The sequence below is a fragment of the Salinicola sp. JS01 genome (assembly GCF_030284585.1).
GTDB lineage: Bacteria > Pseudomonadota > Gammaproteobacteria > Pseudomonadales > Halomonadaceae > Salinicola.
Window position 1 is genome coordinate 1,016,212 of the sequence record NZ_CP127244.1, and the last position, 15,190, is coordinate 1,031,401.

Below are 15,190 nucleotides of genomic sequence, written 5' to 3' on the forward strand. Positions count from 1 at the left end.
GACCAGATTCCACGGCCAAAACTTTTTATCGCCTGTAAATCAGTTCATTAGCGACCAGTCCGGGAATTTTCTCGCGCATCGTGGCGTTTCTGGCATGCAAGGTGCTTTCTTAAAGAGAAACAAATTTTCTTGATGGGAATTGAGTGTGTGGCGTAGCCTGCATCGCATCGGCAAGGTCCGGTGGCACAGGAGAGCGCGCCATGTCGTTCCCGGTACTCGCCCCGCATGAAGGAGACCTGACATGACGCCAGAAGCCGCCAAGCAGCTACTCGAGGAGCACGATGTCCGCTACCTGCTCGCGCAGTTCGTGGACATTCACGGTGCCGCCAAGACCAAGTCGGTGCCGGCCAGTTGTTTGATGGACGTGGTCGAGAAGGGCGCTGGCTTCGCCGGATTCGCGGTCAGCGGCCTGGGTATGGAGCCCCATGGGCCCGATTTCATGGCTCGGGGCGATCTTGCAACCCTGTCGTTAGTGCCCTGGCAGCCGGGATACGCGCGGTTGGTCTGCAATGGCCATGTCAACGATCAGCCCTATGAATTCGATAGCCGCGTGGTGTTGCTCAAGCAGCTCGAACGACTGTCAGAAAAGGGCTGGACGCTGAACACCGGGCTGGAGCCGGAGTTCTCGCTGTTCAAGCGCGGGCCGGCGGGCGAGCTGCTGGCCGTCGACGAGAGCGATACGCTGGCCAAGCCCTGCTACGACTACAAGGGGCTGTCGCGTTCCCGCGTGTTCCTGGAACGCCTGGTGGAAGCGCTCCAGGCGGTCGATTTCGACGTCTACCAGATCGATCACGAGGACGCCAATGGCCAGTTCGAGATCAACTACACCTACAGCGATGCGCTGACCTCGGCGGACCGTTTCACCTTCGTGCGCATGGCGGCCGGCGAGATCGCCAACGATCTCGGCATGGTCTGCTCCTTCATGCCCAAGCCGCACGCGGATCGGCCCGGTAACGGCATGCACTTCCATCTCTCGGTCAGCGATGGCGACGGCAACAACGTCTTCGGCGACGACAGCGACCCGCAAGGGCTGGGGCTGTCGCGCACCGCTTACCACTTCCTGGCCGGGCTGTTGCATCACGCGCCGGCGCTGTGTGCCTTTGCCGCACCCACCGTCAACTCCTACAAGCGGCTGGTGAACGGTGGCTCCAACAGCGGTGCGACCTGGGCACCGGTGTTCATCGCCTATGGAGACAACAATCGCTCGGCGATGGTCCGCGTGCCCTATGGCCGCCTGGAGTTCCGCCTGCCCGATGCCGGCTGCAACCCCTATCTGGTGCATGCCGCGCTGATCGCCGCCGGCCTGGACGGTATCGACCGCCAGCTCGATCCCGGCAAGGCGCACAACATCAACCTGTATTCGCTGAGTGCCGAGCAGTGCCAGGAGCAGGGAATTGGCGTCCTGCCCCAGTCGCTCAAGGAGGCCATCGACGCCCTGGCCAAGGACACCATCCTGCGCGAGGTGATGGGGCCCGGCATCGTCGATGAGTTCATCGCCGTCAAGCGCGAGGAGTGGGCCGCTTACAGCCGCCAGGTATCGACCTGGGAGCTCCAGCGCTACGCCGAATTCTTCTGATCAACGATTGACCCGAACTCGCCGCGAACGGCGATCGATAGAGAGGACAACGCTATGTGTGGAATCGTGGGGCTCTATCTCAAGAACCCATCCTGGGCAAGCCGTCTGGGCGAGCTGTTCGAACCGATGCTGGTCGCGATGACCGACCGCGGGCCGGACAGCGCCGGCTTCTCGATCTACGGCGACGAATACGACGCCGGCATCAAGCTGACGCTGCAGAGCGATGCCGTCGACTACGACTGGTCCAGGCTGGCCGAGCGGCTGGGTACGGCTTTCGGCGGCGTCGACGACTGGTATCGCAACGCCAGCGTGGCGGTCTTCAAGCTGGCCGCCCCGGAGGCCGAGCTGCGCGCCTGGCTCGCCGAGCAGGCACCCGAGATCCGTGTGCTGAGCGCGGGGCAGAGCATCGAGATCCTCAAGGGCGTGGGGCTGCCCGCGAGCATCGCCGAGCGCTTCAACCTCAAGGGCATGCAGGGCAGCCACGCCATCGGCCATACCCGCATGGCCACCGAGAGCGCGGTGACGCTGCAGGGCAGCCACCCCTTCTCGACGGGGCTCGACCTGTGCCTGGTGCACAACGGCTCGCTCTCCAACCACAACCGGCTGCGCGACAAGCTCCGGCGTGAGGGTATCGCCTTCGAGACCGACAACGATTCCGAGGTGGCGGCGGGGTACCTGACCTGGCGCCTGGCCAAGGGCGACTCGCTGACTCAAGCGCTCAAGGGGGCCCTGGCGGACCTGGATGGCTTTTTCACCTTCGCCATCGGCACCCGTGACGGCTTCGCCGTGGTTCGCGATCCGATCTCCTGCAAGCCGGCGGTGATCGCCGAGACCGACGACTACGTGGCGATGGCGTCGGAGTACCGCGCCCTGGCACGACTGCCGGGCATTCAGCAGGCGCGGGTCTGGGAGCCCGAGCCGGCCACGATCTATGTCTGGGAACACGATGGTGCCAAGGTGGAGGCCGCATGATGATGAAGACCGTTGATCTAGCCGAACAGAGCCTGCGAGAACTCAACCAGTCGCTGCACGATGGTGAGATGCTCCGCGACATCCGCGAATGGCGGGTCATCAATACCGACGGTGCGCACAACATCGCCTGCGGTCTGAACGACGACATCAGTGTCGATATCGATGGCCATGCCGGCTACTACTGCGCCGGCATGAACCAGCGTGCCAGCGTCACGGTGCATGGCAACGTGGGGGTCGGCGTGGCGGAGAACATGATGTCCGGCACGGTGCGCGTCACTGGCGATGCTTCCCAGTCGGCCGGGGCCACGGCGCACGGTGGCCTGCTGGTCATCGAGGGCAATGCCGCGGCGCGCTGCGGCATCTCCATGAAGGGGGTGGACATCGTGGTCAAGGGCAACATCGGCCCGATGAGCGCGTTCATGGGGCAGGCCGGGCGCCTGGTGGTATGCGGCGACGCCGGCGACGCGCTGGGTGACTCGCTCTACGAGGCGCGTCTCTACGTCAAGGGCCGGGTCGGTACGCTCGGCGCCGACTGCGTCGAGAAGGAAATGCGCGCCGAGCATCGCGAGGAACTGGCCGCGCTGCTCGAACGGGCCGGTATCGACGCGGACCCCGCGGAGTTTCGGCGCTACGGATCGGCCCGCGAACTCTACCACTTCAAAGTCGACAACGCCTCGGCCTACTGATCAGGAGCCTGCCATGACCGATTACACCTCCAACCCCGTACTGCGGGAATCGGCCACCTACGGTCGAGACGTCATTCACGAGATCCAGCGCGCCGCCGAGACCGGGATCTACGACATTCGCGGCTGGGGTGCCAAGCGCAAGGTGCCGCATTTCGACGATCTGCTGTTCCTCGGCGCCAGCATGTCGCGCTACCCCCTCGAGGGCTATCGCGAGAAGTGCGACACCCGGGTCACGCTCGGCACCCGCTACGCCAAAAAACCGTTGGTCATCGAGACCCCGGTGACGATCGCCGGCATGAGTTTCGGGGCTCTATCCGCCCAGGCCAAGGAAGCGCTGGGCCGCGGTGCCTCGGAAGTCGGCACCTCGACCACCACCGGCGACGGCGGCATGACCGCCGAGGAGCGCGGCGAGTCGACCAAGCTGGTGTATCAGTACCTGCCGTCGCGCTATGGCATGAACCCGGACGACCTGCGCAAGGCGGATGCCATCGAGGTAGTGCTGGGCCAGGGCGCCAAGCCCGGCGGCGGCGGCATGCTGCTGGGCCAGAAAATCTCCGATCGCGTGGCGCAGATGCGCACCCTGCCCAAGGGCATCGACCAGCGCAGCGCCTGTCGGCACCCGGACTGGACCGGCCCGGACGACCTGGCGATCAAGATCGCCGAGCTGCGCGAGATCACCGACTGGCAGGTGCCGATCTACATCAAGGTCGGGGCCACCCGTACCTACTATGACGTCAAGCTGGCGGTGAAGGCCGGGGCCGATGTGGTGGTGCTCGATGGCATGCAGGGCGGTACCGCGGCGACCCAGGAGGTGTTCATCGAGCACGTCGGCATCCCGACCATGGCTGCCATTCCCCAGGCGGCCCAGGCGCTGCAGGAGATGGGCGTGCACCGCGAGGTGCAGTTGATCGTCTCCGGCGGCATCCGCAATGGCGCCGATGTGGCCAAGGCCATCGCCCTGGGAGCCGATGCGGTTGCCATCGGCACGGCGGCCCTGATCGCGCTGGGCGACAACCATCCGCGGTATGACGCGGAGTATCGAGAGATGGGCTCTGCTGCCGGCTTCTACGATGACTTCCAGGAAGGCAAGTGCCCGGCGGGCATCTCCACCCAGGACCCGGAACTGAGCAAGCGCCTAGACCCGGTGGCCGCCGGCAAGCGCCTGGCCAACTATCTGCGTGTGCTGACCCTGGAAGCTCAGACTCTGGCTCGGGCCTGCGGCAAATCCCATCTTCACCACCTGGAGCCCGAGGACCTGGTGGCGCTGAACGTCGAGGCGGCGGCCATGGCGCGGGTGCCGCTGGCCGGTACCGACTGGATTCCGGGGCAGCGTTTCTAGGCGATTCCGATAGCCCCGCACGACCACCGCCAAGCACCGGGGGCCGAGGTGCCTTTGGTGCTCAGGCGTAGCGATCTTCTTTCCTTGGGGGGATCGAGAGTCGGCAAACACATGATGTCTCTTCAGTGGAAACACCATCGCTAGAAAATAGCGCGTGATGGCGCCCGCAAGACCGTCGGCGACAGGCTCGCCCGTTACCACCGCGAGCCGGTCGTCGACTCTTGATACGAACAACGACAACGACGAGGCAACCACAATGACAAATGCGACCCTGGAACTGGGCTATGCCCTGGATACCTTCTACTTCCTGATGTGTGCGGCCCTGGTCATGTTCATGGGCTGTGGCTTCGCCATGCTCGAGTCGGGCTTGGTGAGAGCCCGCAATACGGTCGAGATACTGACCAAGAATGCCCTGCTGTATGCCATTGCCTGTCTGGTGTATCTGGTGGTCGGCTACAACGTGATGTATCCGTCCGAGGCGGTCAGCAGTGTCATCCCGGGGCTGCAGTTCATGCTCGGCGGCGACCACACCCTGGCGGACATCGCGACCGGCGAGGGCGCCCCCTACTATTCCGGCATGGCCGACTTCATCTTTCAGGCGGTGTTCGCGGCCGCGACCATGTCGATCGTCTCCGGCGCGATCGCCGAGCGCATGAAGCTGTGGCCCTTCCTGATCTTCGCCGTGGTCATGGTGGCGGTGATCTACCCGATGGAGGGTTACTGGAAGTGGGGTGGCGGCTTTCTCGACGCCATGGGCTTTCAGGACTTCGCCGGTTCGGTGGTGGTGCACATGGCCGGCGCGGCGGCGGCGTTGGCGGCGGTGATCCTCGTCGGGCCGCGCAAGGGACGCTACGGGGCGAAGGGCGAGGTGCGCGCCATTCCCGGTGCCAACCTGCCGATCGCCATGCTGGGCATGTTCATCCTGTGGATGGGCTGGTTCGGCTTCAATGGTGGCTCCATGTTGAAGGTCGCCAGCCTCGATGCCGCCAACGGCGTCGCTCGCATCTTCGTCAATACCAATACGGCCGCCGCCGCCGGCATGGTCGTCGCGGCCCTGGTCTCGCGGGCGATGTTCGGCAAGACCGACATGACCATGATCATCAATGGTGCCCTCGCCGGACTGGTCGCCATCACCGCCGAGCCGCTGCTGCCGTCGGCAGGCCTGGCGATGCTGATCGGCGCCGTGGGCGGTGCCCTGGTGGTGCTATCTGTGGTCACCCTGGATCGATTGAAGCTCGATGATCCGGTGGGCGCCATCTCCGTGCATGGCACGGCGGGCATTTGGGGCATTCTGGCCGTGCTGTTCTCCAACCCCGAGGCGACACTCTCCGTGCAACTGATCGGCACCGTGGTGATCTTCGCCTGGATGTTCGCTACCAGCTTCGCCGTATTGTGGCTAATCCGTGTCGTGATGGGGCTGCGTGTCAGCGAGCAGGAAGAGCTGGAAGGCATGGACCTGCATGAGTGCGGAATGCTCGCCTACCCGGAATTCATCGCGGCTAGCGCACAGGAGACCGGCTCGTCTGGCCCGGGCAGGCGGTCTGCCTCTGCTGGAGTCGGCGCGATGGTCGAGCAAAGAGGCGCTTGAGTCGGCAGAGGTGCGGTCCATGGGCGTCGAGTTCTATAGCGTCGATTCCGATGGTGGGCTTCACTCGGTTTCGAGGGTGTGCTTAGAGCTCGCCTCTCACTGCCCATAGTTCCGGGAAGAACTTGAGCGCCAGCGCCTTCTCGAGATAGGCCACCCCCGATGTGCCGCCGGTGCCGCTGCGTTGGCCGATGATACGCTCGACCGTCTTCATGTGGCTGAAACGCCACTTGTGGAAGTTGTATTCGGTATCGATCAGCTTCTCGGCGAGTTCGTAGAGATCCCAGTAGCGGTCGGGGTGACGATAGATGCTCGACCAGGCGGTTTCGACCTCGGGAGAGGCGACATAGGGGGCAGACCAGTCGCGCTGCAGGGTCGCCTCGGGTAGGTCGAAGCCGCGCCGTGCCAGCAGTTGCAGGCAGACATCGTAGAGGCTGGGGCTGGCGAGCACCTCATGCAGCCGCTGGTAGTGCGCGGTATGGCGGCGGTGGGCTTCGGCCAGGCGCGGGTGCTTGTTGCCGAGCAGAAACTCCAGCTCGCGGTACTGATACGACTGAAAGCCCGAGCTCTGGCCGAGACTGTCGCGGAAGGCGAGATAGTCGGAAGGCGTCATGGTGGCGAGCACTTCCCAGGCATTGATCATCTGCGCCTGGATGCGTGCCACCCGGGTGAGCATCTTGAACGCTGGGCGCAGCGCATCGGTACTGATCGCCCGCGCCGCCGCGTGCGCCTCGTGCAGGCACTGCTTCAGCCACAGCTCCGAGACCTGATGGATGATCACGAACAGCATCTCGTCGTGCTGATCGCTGATCGGATTCTGGCAGGCGAGCAGCGGCGCTAGGTCCAGATACTCGCCGTAGCTCATGTGCTGGTCCCAGTGCACCTGCGGCTCGTCGGCCAGGTCGACGGCGCCGGGATCGCGTGGGGGCGGAGTCTCGTCGTGCACAGGGTTTACCCCCTTGTCTCTGTCTGGCCCAGGTCCAGCGCCTCACCGGCGTATTCGAGGATGTCGAAATGGTCGCACCCCGGCATCAGGGTGACCGTCGCCGTGACACCGTCGCGTTCGGCCTGGGCCGCGAGCGCCTCGCCCTGGCGCTGAAATACCGGCGGGTCCTGCTCACCGTGGACCAGATCCAGGTGAGGCAGGCCGGTCAGTGACTGGCACAGCGGGCTCAGGCGGTGGGCGCGGGCTTGGTCCAGGTCGAGCGGCTGGGCGATCGAGGTGCCGAGCAGCGGGCGCAGGTCGTAGACGCCGCTGATCAGCCACAGCGCTTCGATCGCTTTCTTACACTCGGGGGCGAGGCTGCTCATCAGCGCCAGATGGGCGCCAGCGCTGTGGCCGCCGAGGCGAACGCGGCCGCTCAGGCCGAGCGCTTCGCAATGGTCGAGCAGGTAGCGCACGCCCTGGGTGCTCTCGGCGATCAGTCTCTCCAGCGTGGCCGCGGGGGCCAGCGGGTAGTTCAGCGAAGCGAAGGCCCAGCCGCGCGCCAGCCAGCTCTTTGCCATGAAGTCGGTAGCGGTGGCGTCCAGCGCCTTCCAGTAGCCGCCATGGAGAAAGATCATCAGCGGCCAGGGGCCATCGCCTTCTGGTCGGTGCAGATGCAGCCAGGCGTGGTCGGCGTCGCCATAGGCGAGTCTTTGCGGTGGGTGCGTTTCACGCAGCGCGCGGCCCAGCTCGGCCTGATGGGCCAGGGTACCTTCGGCATCCCGCGCCCAGCGTCGCGGCGAGTGGGCGTATTCGCGGTCTTCGAGACTCTGTGTGTCGGGCATCAGGTCACCTCCGTACGGGTCTGAAAGCGTGGGTTGCGGTACTCGGCGCTTTCCAACACTTCGCGGAGCTGCTCAGCAGCGTGCCAGACATCGACATGGCTGAGATAGAGCGGGGTAAAGCCGAAGCGCATCAGCCCCGGTTCGCGGTAGTCGCCGATCACGCCGCGCGCGATCAGCGCCTGGACGATAGCGTAGCCGTGCTTGCGCTGTACCAGACCGACCTGGCTGCCGCGCTGTCCCGGCGGTGGGGTGATGTCATCGATGCCATGAGGTGCGAACAGATCTTCGATGCAGGCGCGGAAGAGGTCGCCCAGCGCCAGGCTCTTGGCGCGCAGCGCGCTCATGTCCACCCGCTGCCATAGTCTCAGCGAGGCTTCGAGCGGGGCGTAGGCCAGCGCCGAATGGGTGCCGGTGCGAAAACGCGTCATCCCCGCGGCGGGGGCATAGTCTGTCTCGAAGGCGAAGGGTTGGGCATGACCATGCCAGCCCGAGAGCGGCTGCCATGCCGCCCGCTGGCAATCGCCGCGGACATAGAGGAAGCCGGGTGCCCCCGGGCCGCCGTTGAGATACTTGTAGGTGCAGCCGACCGCATAGCGCACGTCGCTGCCGGCGAGATCGACCGCCAACGCGCCCGCCGAGTGGGCCAAGTCCCAGATCACCTCGGCGCCGCTGGCATGAACACGGCGAGTGGTCTCGGCCATGTCACGCAGTTGGCCGGTGCGATAGTTGACCTGGCTCAGTACCACGACTGCCATCTGATCATCCAGATGCGCCTCCAGCGGCGCGCCCTCGGGTAGGAAGCGATGGGTGAAACCGGCGCTATGGCAGAAGCCCTCGGCGATATAGCCGTCGGCGGGGAAGTTGCCGCGTTCGCTGAGAATGACAGGCCGGACCCGTCCTTGTTGTTCGGTGATATGGCCGAGCAGCTTGTAGAGATTGAGGGTGATGCTATCGCTGACCAGCACCTCTCCCGCGTGGGCGCCGATCAGCGGTGCCAGCAGGTCGCCGAGGCGCTCTGGGGCATCGAACCAGCCCTGGTTCCAGCCGCCGACCAGCGCATCGCGCCACTGATCCCGTGTCGTATCCAGCGCGTCGCGGGCGGCCCGCGGCTGTGCCCCCAGCGAGTTGCCGTCCAGATAGAGCACACCCTCGGGCAGGGCGAAGTGAGCCTTGAAGTCGGCGAGCGGGTCCTGGCTGTCCAGATCGCTGGCCTCGGTGAGCGTTGGGCGCATCGGCATCTCCTGTCGTGCCAAGAGCATTCATGCCATAGCTTAAGCCGAACGCGACGCTATCTGGGCATGTTCTTTTGCCTCTTCTCTCAAGGCAGGGGAGCAGAAACGCGGCTTTTTTACGCGGTTGGTAGCCGCATAGCTCGCAGCATGCAGTGTGAGGAAACTTGCAGTAAACAAAAAGTCCCGGCTGACGCAGACCCGAAGATGAGCATCCAAGCCGGGTAAAAGAGGGGCCTATTGCTACCCATCACGAATGAGGGGAAATAGGAGACACGTGACTTCTTGGCCAAGTCACATCCTCAGGATGGCGCAATCCTTGAGTATTAGTAAGGTCTAAATTGAAGACTTTTGTAAGCGCTACGTATCGAACGGAATCGGCTACAAAAAAGACCCGATAAGGGCGACGGGGTTGCCCGTGCGACCAGTCGGGTCGAGGCGGTCGCAGGGAGCAACCCAAAGTGTGGGACCGAAGTTCTCTCTCGGCCCCGAGTGGCGGCCTCTGATGGGTGCTCCACGGGGGAGGCGCCTCGAGGTCGCCGTGTGTCTCTGCGGCTTCCTGAGCTTATCGGCCATGACCGCCGGTAATTGAGGCGTGGGTAACTTTTTTTGCTTGCTGCACCGTCAGGGAGAGCGGCTGACGCGGATACAAAATGGCCGGGAGCGATTTTGAACGTCGCGCAGTGACGGCCCGTAGGGTGCTCGCCAGGGATGGCGAGCATACAAAATAGCCGGGAGCGATTTTGAACGTCGCGCAGCGACGGCCCGTAGGGTGCTCGCCAGGGATGGCGAGCATACAAAATGGCCGGGAGCGATTTTGAACGTCGCGTAGCGACGGCCCGTAGGGTGCTCGCCAGGGATGGCGAGCATAAAAAAACGCCCGGTAGCAGGAGTTGCCTGCAGCCGGGCAGAAAGATCGCGAGATCGCGACCATGAACCTGGTAGGGCGACGGTTACGAGCGTATCGAAATACGACAAAAGTGTAATCCGTGAATGCCGTGCCGCTTGTATCGCAATTTACTCAATAATGAAAAGAGCGAATTGGAGAAAAACACACACAAATCCCCGTTTATTGACGCAAGGCTAACAGTGTTTTCACGGAAAGAAAAAAAGAATATCGATGCTTGTTTAGTCGGGCACACAAAAAAACTCACGGCCGCCTCTTGGGGGCGGTCGTATCGACATTTCGGGCGGGTAGGTGTCAGCGCAGCTGGCTATCCTTGCTGCCGCGGCGGTTGTACCCGGACTGATGGGTGTGGCGCTTGTCGGCTTCGGCCTGGCACGCCACGCAGAGCCTGACGCCGGGCACGGCTTCGCGTCGCGCCTGGGGGATCGGTTCTTCGCACTCCTCGCAGTGAGTCAGACTCGGGCCGTGCCGCTCGAGCCGCCTGCGTACCTCGTCGATGCCGTCGTTCACGGTACTATCGATCTGATCCTGTACCGCGCCGTCGTGTGCCCAGCCTCCGGCCATGGTGTTGCTCCTCTCTCGAGACCCGCTGCTCTCTTGCCGGCCCGTTGCCGATCCGTCTCATCATAAAGATGGCGGCGAATGGCCCCGGCGACAAGGCCGGGGCGATTCAAAGGGCAGGGATCAGACCGGCTGGGTGCCGGCCGGCCGGGCATGCTCCCGCGGCGGCTCGTGCACACAGAGCACGCGGCAGGGGGCGAGGTGAGTCACCTTGTGCGAGACGCTGCCCATCATCAGCCCCTGTAGCTGGCCGAGGCCGCGGCTGCCCATGACGATGGCGTCGACGCCCAGGCGCTCGGCCACGGCGACGATCACCCGGCTCGGGTAGCCCTGTTCGATCAGCAGATCGAACTCGCCGTTATAACCGGGGAAGGAGGGCAGGGTATCGAGAGCGGCGTCGAGTATCGCGCGCCCCTCGCGCTGCGCGGTCTCCACCGAGGCGGCCTTGAGCGCCGCCTCGACGCTGATCAGTTCCCCGTGGTGCAGAGGTGGGAAAGGTTCGCGTACGTTGAGCAGATGCAGCTTGCCCTGGACCGGCGCGGCCAACTGGCAGGCGACGTTCAGCGCGATATGGGAATCCGGCGATCCATCGATGGGAATCAGCAGTGACTTGAACATGACGACCTCCTGGCAGGCCCGATCGGTTCGGGCGGGGGCTAGTCCGGTGCCGTGGATCGGCTGCCGCGACCGCATCCGCTAAAGCCACGATAGGCCAGGTGGGCGCACCCGCCCAGTGTGCGATTGTCGCACCCGTGAGTGCAGACCGGCGCTTAGCGCCACGGGGCACGTCAGCCAGCGCTCAGTTCAATAAGAGGCCGTGTCAGTCGCAGGATCGGAGATCAGCCCCCCTGATGACGGGCTGCGTCGACCTCATCGAGCCAGCTCCGGGGGCCGACGCTGTCGATCACGCGCAGATGCTCGCCGCTGCCGCGTGCACTGAGCGGCGCATCGGTGGCCACCAGCACGCTGCCGGGCACCAGCAGTGGCAGCAGGCGCGCCTTGAAGGCGTCCGGCAGGCTGACCTGATTGACCACGCTGGCGGGGACGCGCTGGCCGGCGTGCTGCTCGGCGCCGGGTACGCCTATCGCGATCCAGCTCGGCATCGCGGGCGTCGTGTCCGCGGCGGTCGCAGTCGAGGGTGCGGTAATGTTCGACACGGCGGTCGTGGCGCCTTCGACGATATAGGCGCGGATGCCGCCGTGTTCGCCGGGGCGTGCCAGCTCGACCCGTGAGCGCCCGATCTCGATGCCGTTGCGGTAGACCACCAGCAGTCGGTCGCTGCGGCTCAGGATCATCGAGATCGGCCCCTCGCTGGGGGGCGAAAGTGCCCAGGCCCAGGGCTGGCCGTTGGCCAGCGGCGGGCTGTCGATATCGGCGCCGGTATGCGGATCGATCGGGCTGGCGGGGCCGGGGTGGACCAGCGCTACCGGCGCTTCTCCGGCCTTGGCCACTACCACCGTCATGCCCAGGTTGGAGGCGTCGAAAAGGTGGCGGGCGAAGGCGCTCGGCAGGTGCACGCAGCCATGGGACTCCGGGTAACCCGGCAGACCGCCGGCGTGCAATGCGATGCCGTCCCAGGTCAGCCGCTGCTGGAAGGGCATCGGCGCATCGTTGTAGAGGTTGGAGCGGTGGTCGCGGTCCTTCTGCAGCACCGTGAACACGCCGGTGGGCGTCTCGTAGCCGGGGCGGCCGCTGCTGATCGTGCTCACGCCGATCAGTACGCCGTTACGATAGACGTAAGCGCGCTGCTCGGTGAGGCTCACCACCACCGCCATGGGCCCGCCACGCTCGTCGTCGCCACCCCAGATCCAGGCGCCCGGCGCCAGGTCGTCCAGCGGGGTATCCACCGGGCTCGACTGGCGCTCGCCCCAGAAGGGTGCTGCCAGGCTCGGCAGGGGCAGCGCGAGCAGGGCGACCAGCAGCGCGGCGGTAATCCTGCGCGGTCGCGCAGCCGCGCTCCGGTACCTTGGCATATCGTCTCCACATCCGTGGCGGGTGACTTCCGATAGGACCTCTCAGAAGATGAATCGGCCCCTCATCTTCACTCTGGTACGTCAGCGCGCGCTTGGCAACTGGGGTGGGGCGGTGCCCGCTCAGCGTGAACCGATCAAACGCTCGCGGCTGTCGGTGCGGGCCACCCGGGCCTGGCCGCAGCGGGTCAGGGCGGCATGCAGCAGCCAGTCGCGCTGGGGATAGTAGGCGAACACGAACTGGCCCTCCTTGAGCACGTCGATCACCCCGCCGGCGACCGCCGGGCGCAGCGCCGGGCAGCCCCAGCTGCGGCCGAGGCGGCCCTGGGCGGCGTCGCGTGCCGGGTCCACATAGCTGGCGCCATGCATCACGATCGCGCGGCTCATGGCGGCGTCGTTGAAGCCGGGTTCGAGCCCGTCCAGGCGCAGCGAGTAGCCGTTCTTGCCCTGATAGGTGTGGCGGGTGACGAAAAGCCCGAGACTGGAGGCGTGGGAGCCATCGCGGTTGGAAAAGTGCGCGGGGATATCGCCGCCGGAACCCTGGCCGTGCGCTACCACCTCGCGATAGAGCAGGCGCCGCTGGGCCAGATCGAACACCCATAGCCGTGGCTCGAGAGACGAGCGGCTGTAGTCGATCACCGCCAGCCGCGCGGCGTCCTCGGCGACCCCATGGTGCTGGGCGCACTGCATGGTGGCGAGCCCCAGCGCCAGCACCCCGGGGTCGGCATCCGGGGCCAGGCGTGCGAGCGTCTCGGCAGAGAGCTGAGGCACGGTGGCGGTGCGGGCCAGCAGGTCGGGCGCCGGCGCCGCGAGGGCGACGGGGGCACAGGGCAGCAGCGCCAGCAGCAGGGCGGTCAGCGAGATTTTCATCGGCGGGGAGCGTGGGCGGTCGCGGAAAGCGCCAGCATGCGCGAGAAGCGTCGGGGAGACAAGCCGGCAGCGGCGCCCTCGGCGTGGGTGGCTGCCACTAAAGTCTAGCTGCTTTCATTTAGTTACCTAAGTACATTGAGCCCCGACCGGGCTGTGGCCTACATTGGGCTGCGCATGTCTCCCGCCTGACGCCCACAAGGCGTTATTTCCGTACCAGGGGCCATACATGATCACATTCATCGCATCGATCCTGCTATTGATAGCGGGCTACTTCACCTATGGGAAATTCGTGGAGCGGGTCTTCGTCGCTGACCGCAAGCGGCGCACGCCGGCCTTCACCATGCGTGACAACATCGACTACGTGCCGATGAACACCACGCGCAACTCGCTGATCCAGCTCCTCAACATTGCCGGGGTGGGGCCAATCTTCGGGCCCATCCTGGGCGCGCTCTATGGGCCGGTCGCCTTCGTCTGGATCGTCATCGGCTGCATCTTCGCCGGTGCCGTCCACGACTATCTCACCGGGATGATCTCGATCCGCAACCACGGCGCGCACCTGCCGCAGCTGGCGGGCAAGTTCCTGGGCAAGGCGATGAAGCACGTGGTCAACGGCTTCGCCATCCTGCTGCTGCTGCTGGTGGGCACGGTCTTCGTCACCTCGCCGGCGGCGCTGCTGGCCAACATGACGCCGCTGTCGATCACCCTGATCACCATGGTGATCTTCGCCTACTATCTGCTGGCGACGCTGCTGCCGATCGACAAGGTCATCGGCCGCATCTACCCCTATTTCGGCGCGCTGTTGCTGTTCAGCGCCCTGGGTATCGGCCTGGGCATGATCTTCACCGGCGCGCCGATTCCGGAGCTGTCGTTCGAGAACATGCATCCGCAGCATGCACCGATCTTCCCGCTGCTGTTCCTGACCATCTCCTGCGGTGCGCTCTCCGGCTTCCATGCCACCCAGACCCCGATCATCTCGCGTACCACCGAGAACGAGGGCAGCGGGCGCAAGATCTTCTACGGCATGATGATCACCGAAGGTGTCATCGCCATGATCTGGGCCGCCGCCGCCATGAGCCTGTTCCACGGTGACCAGACGCTCTCCGACGTGCTCGCCGCCGGCGGCCCCGCGGCCGTGGTCAGCCAGGTCTCCACCACCATGCTCGGCGCTGTCGGTGGCACCCTGGCGGTGCTCGGGGTCATCGTGCTGCCGATCACCTCCGGTGACACCGCCTTCCGCAGCGCGCGCATGATCATCGCCGACTACCTCAAGGTCGACCAGCGTCCGCTGGTGCGCCGCCTGCTGATCGCCGCGCCGCTGTTCGTGCTCTCCTACGCGCTGACGCACATCGACTTCACCCTGCTGTGGCGCTACTTCTCCTGGGCCAACCAGACCACCGCGGTGATCGCGCTGTGGGTCGCCACCATGTATCTGGTGCTGTCGCGCAAGCCGTATCTGATCACGCTGATCCCGGCGCTGTTCATGACCATGGCCACCTTCACCTATCTGGCCTACGCGCCGATCGGTTTCGGCCTGACGCTGCAGGTGAGCTACGTGGTCGCGGCGATCGGTACGCTGATCTGCGTGGCGCTGTTCATGAAGCGCGTGCGCCGGCTGAGCGGCGGCATCTTCGCCGTCGACGAGCCGGAGACGCCGCGTCGCCAGGCCAACGGTCAGCTCGGCGAGCTGGCGACCGACTGAGCCGAGGCGCGGCCCTGCCGGGCCGC

The 15,190-nt window shown here is 65.3% G+C and carries 13 protein-coding genes; 6 read left to right on the top strand and 7 right to left on the bottom strand.

Translation table 11 applies throughout. From position 1 onward, the window contains the following. The first annotated feature begins 241 nt into the window (after positions 1 to 241). From glnT to amt, 5 genes are all read left to right on the top strand, one after another. A complete protein-coding gene (gene glnT / locus QO259_RS04610; RefSeq protein WP_285951985.1) occupies positions 242 to 1,576 on the top strand; it encodes a type III glutamate--ammonia ligase in 1,335 nt (444 codons plus the stop codon). Between the two features lie 54 nt (positions 1,577 to 1,630). Continuing rightward, positions 1,631 to 2,548 carry a class II glutamine amidotransferase gene (locus QO259_RS04615; RefSeq protein WP_207035020.1) on the top strand — a complete coding sequence of 306 codons (918 nt, stop codon included), beginning with the start codon at positions 1,631 to 1,633 and terminating at the stop codon, positions 2,546 to 2,548. Further along, entirely contained in the window at positions 2,548 to 3,234 is a 687-nt protein-coding gene (locus QO259_RS04620; RefSeq protein WP_285951986.1) for a GltB/FmdC/FwdC-like GXGXG domain-containing protein, read from the top strand. Before QO259_RS04615 ends, QO259_RS04620 begins: the two co-directional genes overlap by 1 nt. A gap of 13 nt (positions 3,235 to 3,247) precedes the next feature. After that, positions 3,248 to 4,573: an FMN-binding glutamate synthase family protein gene (locus tag QO259_RS04625; RefSeq protein ID WP_207035018.1), complete on the top strand. Its 1,326-nt coding sequence runs from the start codon at positions 3,248 to 3,250 to the stop codon at positions 4,571 to 4,573. Positions 4,574 to 4,829: 256 nt separating this feature from the next. Then, a complete protein-coding gene (amt, locus tag QO259_RS04630) occupies positions 4,830 to 6,161 on the top strand; it encodes an ammonium transporter AmtB (protein WP_285951987.1) in 1,332 nt (443 codons plus the stop codon). Positions 6,162 to 6,243: 82 nt separating this feature from the next. On the opposite strand, the gene QO259_RS04635 is transcribed toward amt, so the two are convergent. The 7 genes from QO259_RS04635 to QO259_RS04665 all read right to left on the bottom strand — a co-directional run bounded on the left by QO259_RS04635 (position 6,244) and on the right by QO259_RS04665 (position 13,465). Beyond that, on the bottom strand, positions 6,244 to 7,104 hold the full coding sequence (locus QO259_RS04635) for a tryptophan 2,3-dioxygenase (RefSeq protein WP_285951988.1): 861 nt from the start codon (positions 7,102 to 7,104) through the stop codon (positions 6,244 to 6,246). A 5-nt stretch (positions 7,105 to 7,109) separates the two neighbouring features. Beyond that, positions 7,110 to 7,928: an alpha/beta hydrolase gene (locus QO259_RS04640; protein ID WP_285951989.1), complete on the bottom strand. Its 819-nt coding sequence runs from the start codon at positions 7,926 to 7,928 to the stop codon at positions 7,110 to 7,112. Beyond that, positions 7,928 to 9,160, bottom strand: a complete 1,233-nt coding sequence (gene kynU, locus QO259_RS04645; protein WP_285951990.1) for a kynureninase — start codon at positions 9,158 to 9,160, stop codon at positions 7,928 to 7,930. Before kynU ends, QO259_RS04640 begins: the two co-directional genes overlap by 1 nt. Positions 9,161 to 10,358: 1,198 nt before the next feature. Continuing rightward, on the bottom strand, positions 10,359 to 10,628 hold the full coding sequence (locus QO259_RS04650) for a DksA/TraR family C4-type zinc finger protein (RefSeq protein WP_207035010.1): 270 nt from the start codon (positions 10,626 to 10,628) through the stop codon (positions 10,359 to 10,361). 120 nt (positions 10,629 to 10,748) lie between these two features. Next, complete coding sequence (locus tag QO259_RS04655) at positions 10,749 to 11,243, bottom strand: universal stress protein (protein ID WP_285951991.1); 495 nt, start codon at positions 11,241 to 11,243, stop codon at positions 10,749 to 10,751. 221 nt (positions 11,244 to 11,464) lie between these two features. Continuing rightward, positions 11,465 to 12,598 carry a L,D-transpeptidase gene (locus QO259_RS04660; protein ID WP_285951992.1) on the bottom strand — a complete coding sequence of 378 codons (1,134 nt, stop codon included), beginning with the start codon at positions 12,596 to 12,598 and terminating at the stop codon, positions 11,465 to 11,467. 120 nt (positions 12,599 to 12,718) lie between these two features. Beyond that, positions 12,719 to 13,465, bottom strand: coding sequence for a murein L,D-transpeptidase catalytic domain family protein (locus tag QO259_RS04665; protein ID WP_285951993.1), 747 nt, complete (start codon positions 13,463 to 13,465; stop codon positions 12,719 to 12,721). Between the two features lie 226 nt (positions 13,466 to 13,691). Here QO259_RS04665 and QO259_RS04670 point away from each other — a divergent pair, with 226 nt between their 5' ends. Beyond that, on the top strand, positions 13,692 to 15,164 hold the full coding sequence (locus tag QO259_RS04670) for a carbon starvation CstA family protein (RefSeq protein ID WP_207035002.1): 1,473 nt from the start codon (positions 13,692 to 13,694) through the stop codon (positions 15,162 to 15,164). Positions 15,165 to 15,190: the final 26 nt, after the last annotated feature.

Bases quoted from the DNA above. Each gene is read 5' to 3' on its own strand.
- QO259_RS04650 (WP_207035010.1), bottom strand. From the start codon at position 10,628: ATGGCCGGAGGCTGGGCACACGACGGCGCGGTACAGGATCAGATCGAT.
- QO259_RS04655 (WP_285951991.1), bottom strand. From the start codon at position 11,243: ATGTTCAAGTCACTGCTGATTCCCATCGATGGATCGCCGGATTCCCAT.
- QO259_RS04660 (WP_285951992.1), bottom strand. From the start codon at position 12,598: ATGCCAAGGTACCGGAGCGCGGCTGCGCGACCGCGCAGGATTACCGCC.
- amt (WP_285951987.1), top strand. From the start codon at position 4,830: ATGACAAATGCGACCCTGGAACTGGGCTATGCCCTGGATACCTTCTAC.
- QO259_RS04615 (WP_207035020.1), top strand. From the start codon at position 1,631: ATGTGTGGAATCGTGGGGCTCTATCTCAAGAACCCATCCTGGGCAAGC.
- QO259_RS04670 (WP_207035002.1), top strand. From the start codon at position 13,692: ATGATCACATTCATCGCATCGATCCTGCTATTGATAGCGGGCTACTTC.
- glnT (WP_285951985.1), top strand. From the start codon at position 242: ATGACGCCAGAAGCCGCCAAGCAGCTACTCGAGGAGCACGATGTCCGC.
- QO259_RS04625 (WP_207035018.1), top strand. From the start codon at position 3,248: ATGACCGATTACACCTCCAACCCCGTACTGCGGGAATCGGCCACCTAC.
- kynU (WP_285951990.1), bottom strand. From the start codon at position 9,160: ATGCGCCCAACGCTCACCGAGGCCAGCGATCTGGACAGCCAGGACCCG.
- QO259_RS04620 (WP_285951986.1), top strand. From the start codon at position 2,548: ATGATGAAGACCGTTGATCTAGCCGAACAGAGCCTGCGAGAACTCAAC.
- QO259_RS04665 (WP_285951993.1), bottom strand. From the start codon at position 13,465: ATGAAAATCTCGCTGACCGCCCTGCTGCTGGCGCTGCTGCCCTGTGCC.
- QO259_RS04640 (WP_285951989.1), bottom strand. From the start codon at position 7,928: ATGCCCGACACACAGAGTCTCGAAGACCGCGAATACGCCCACTCGCCG.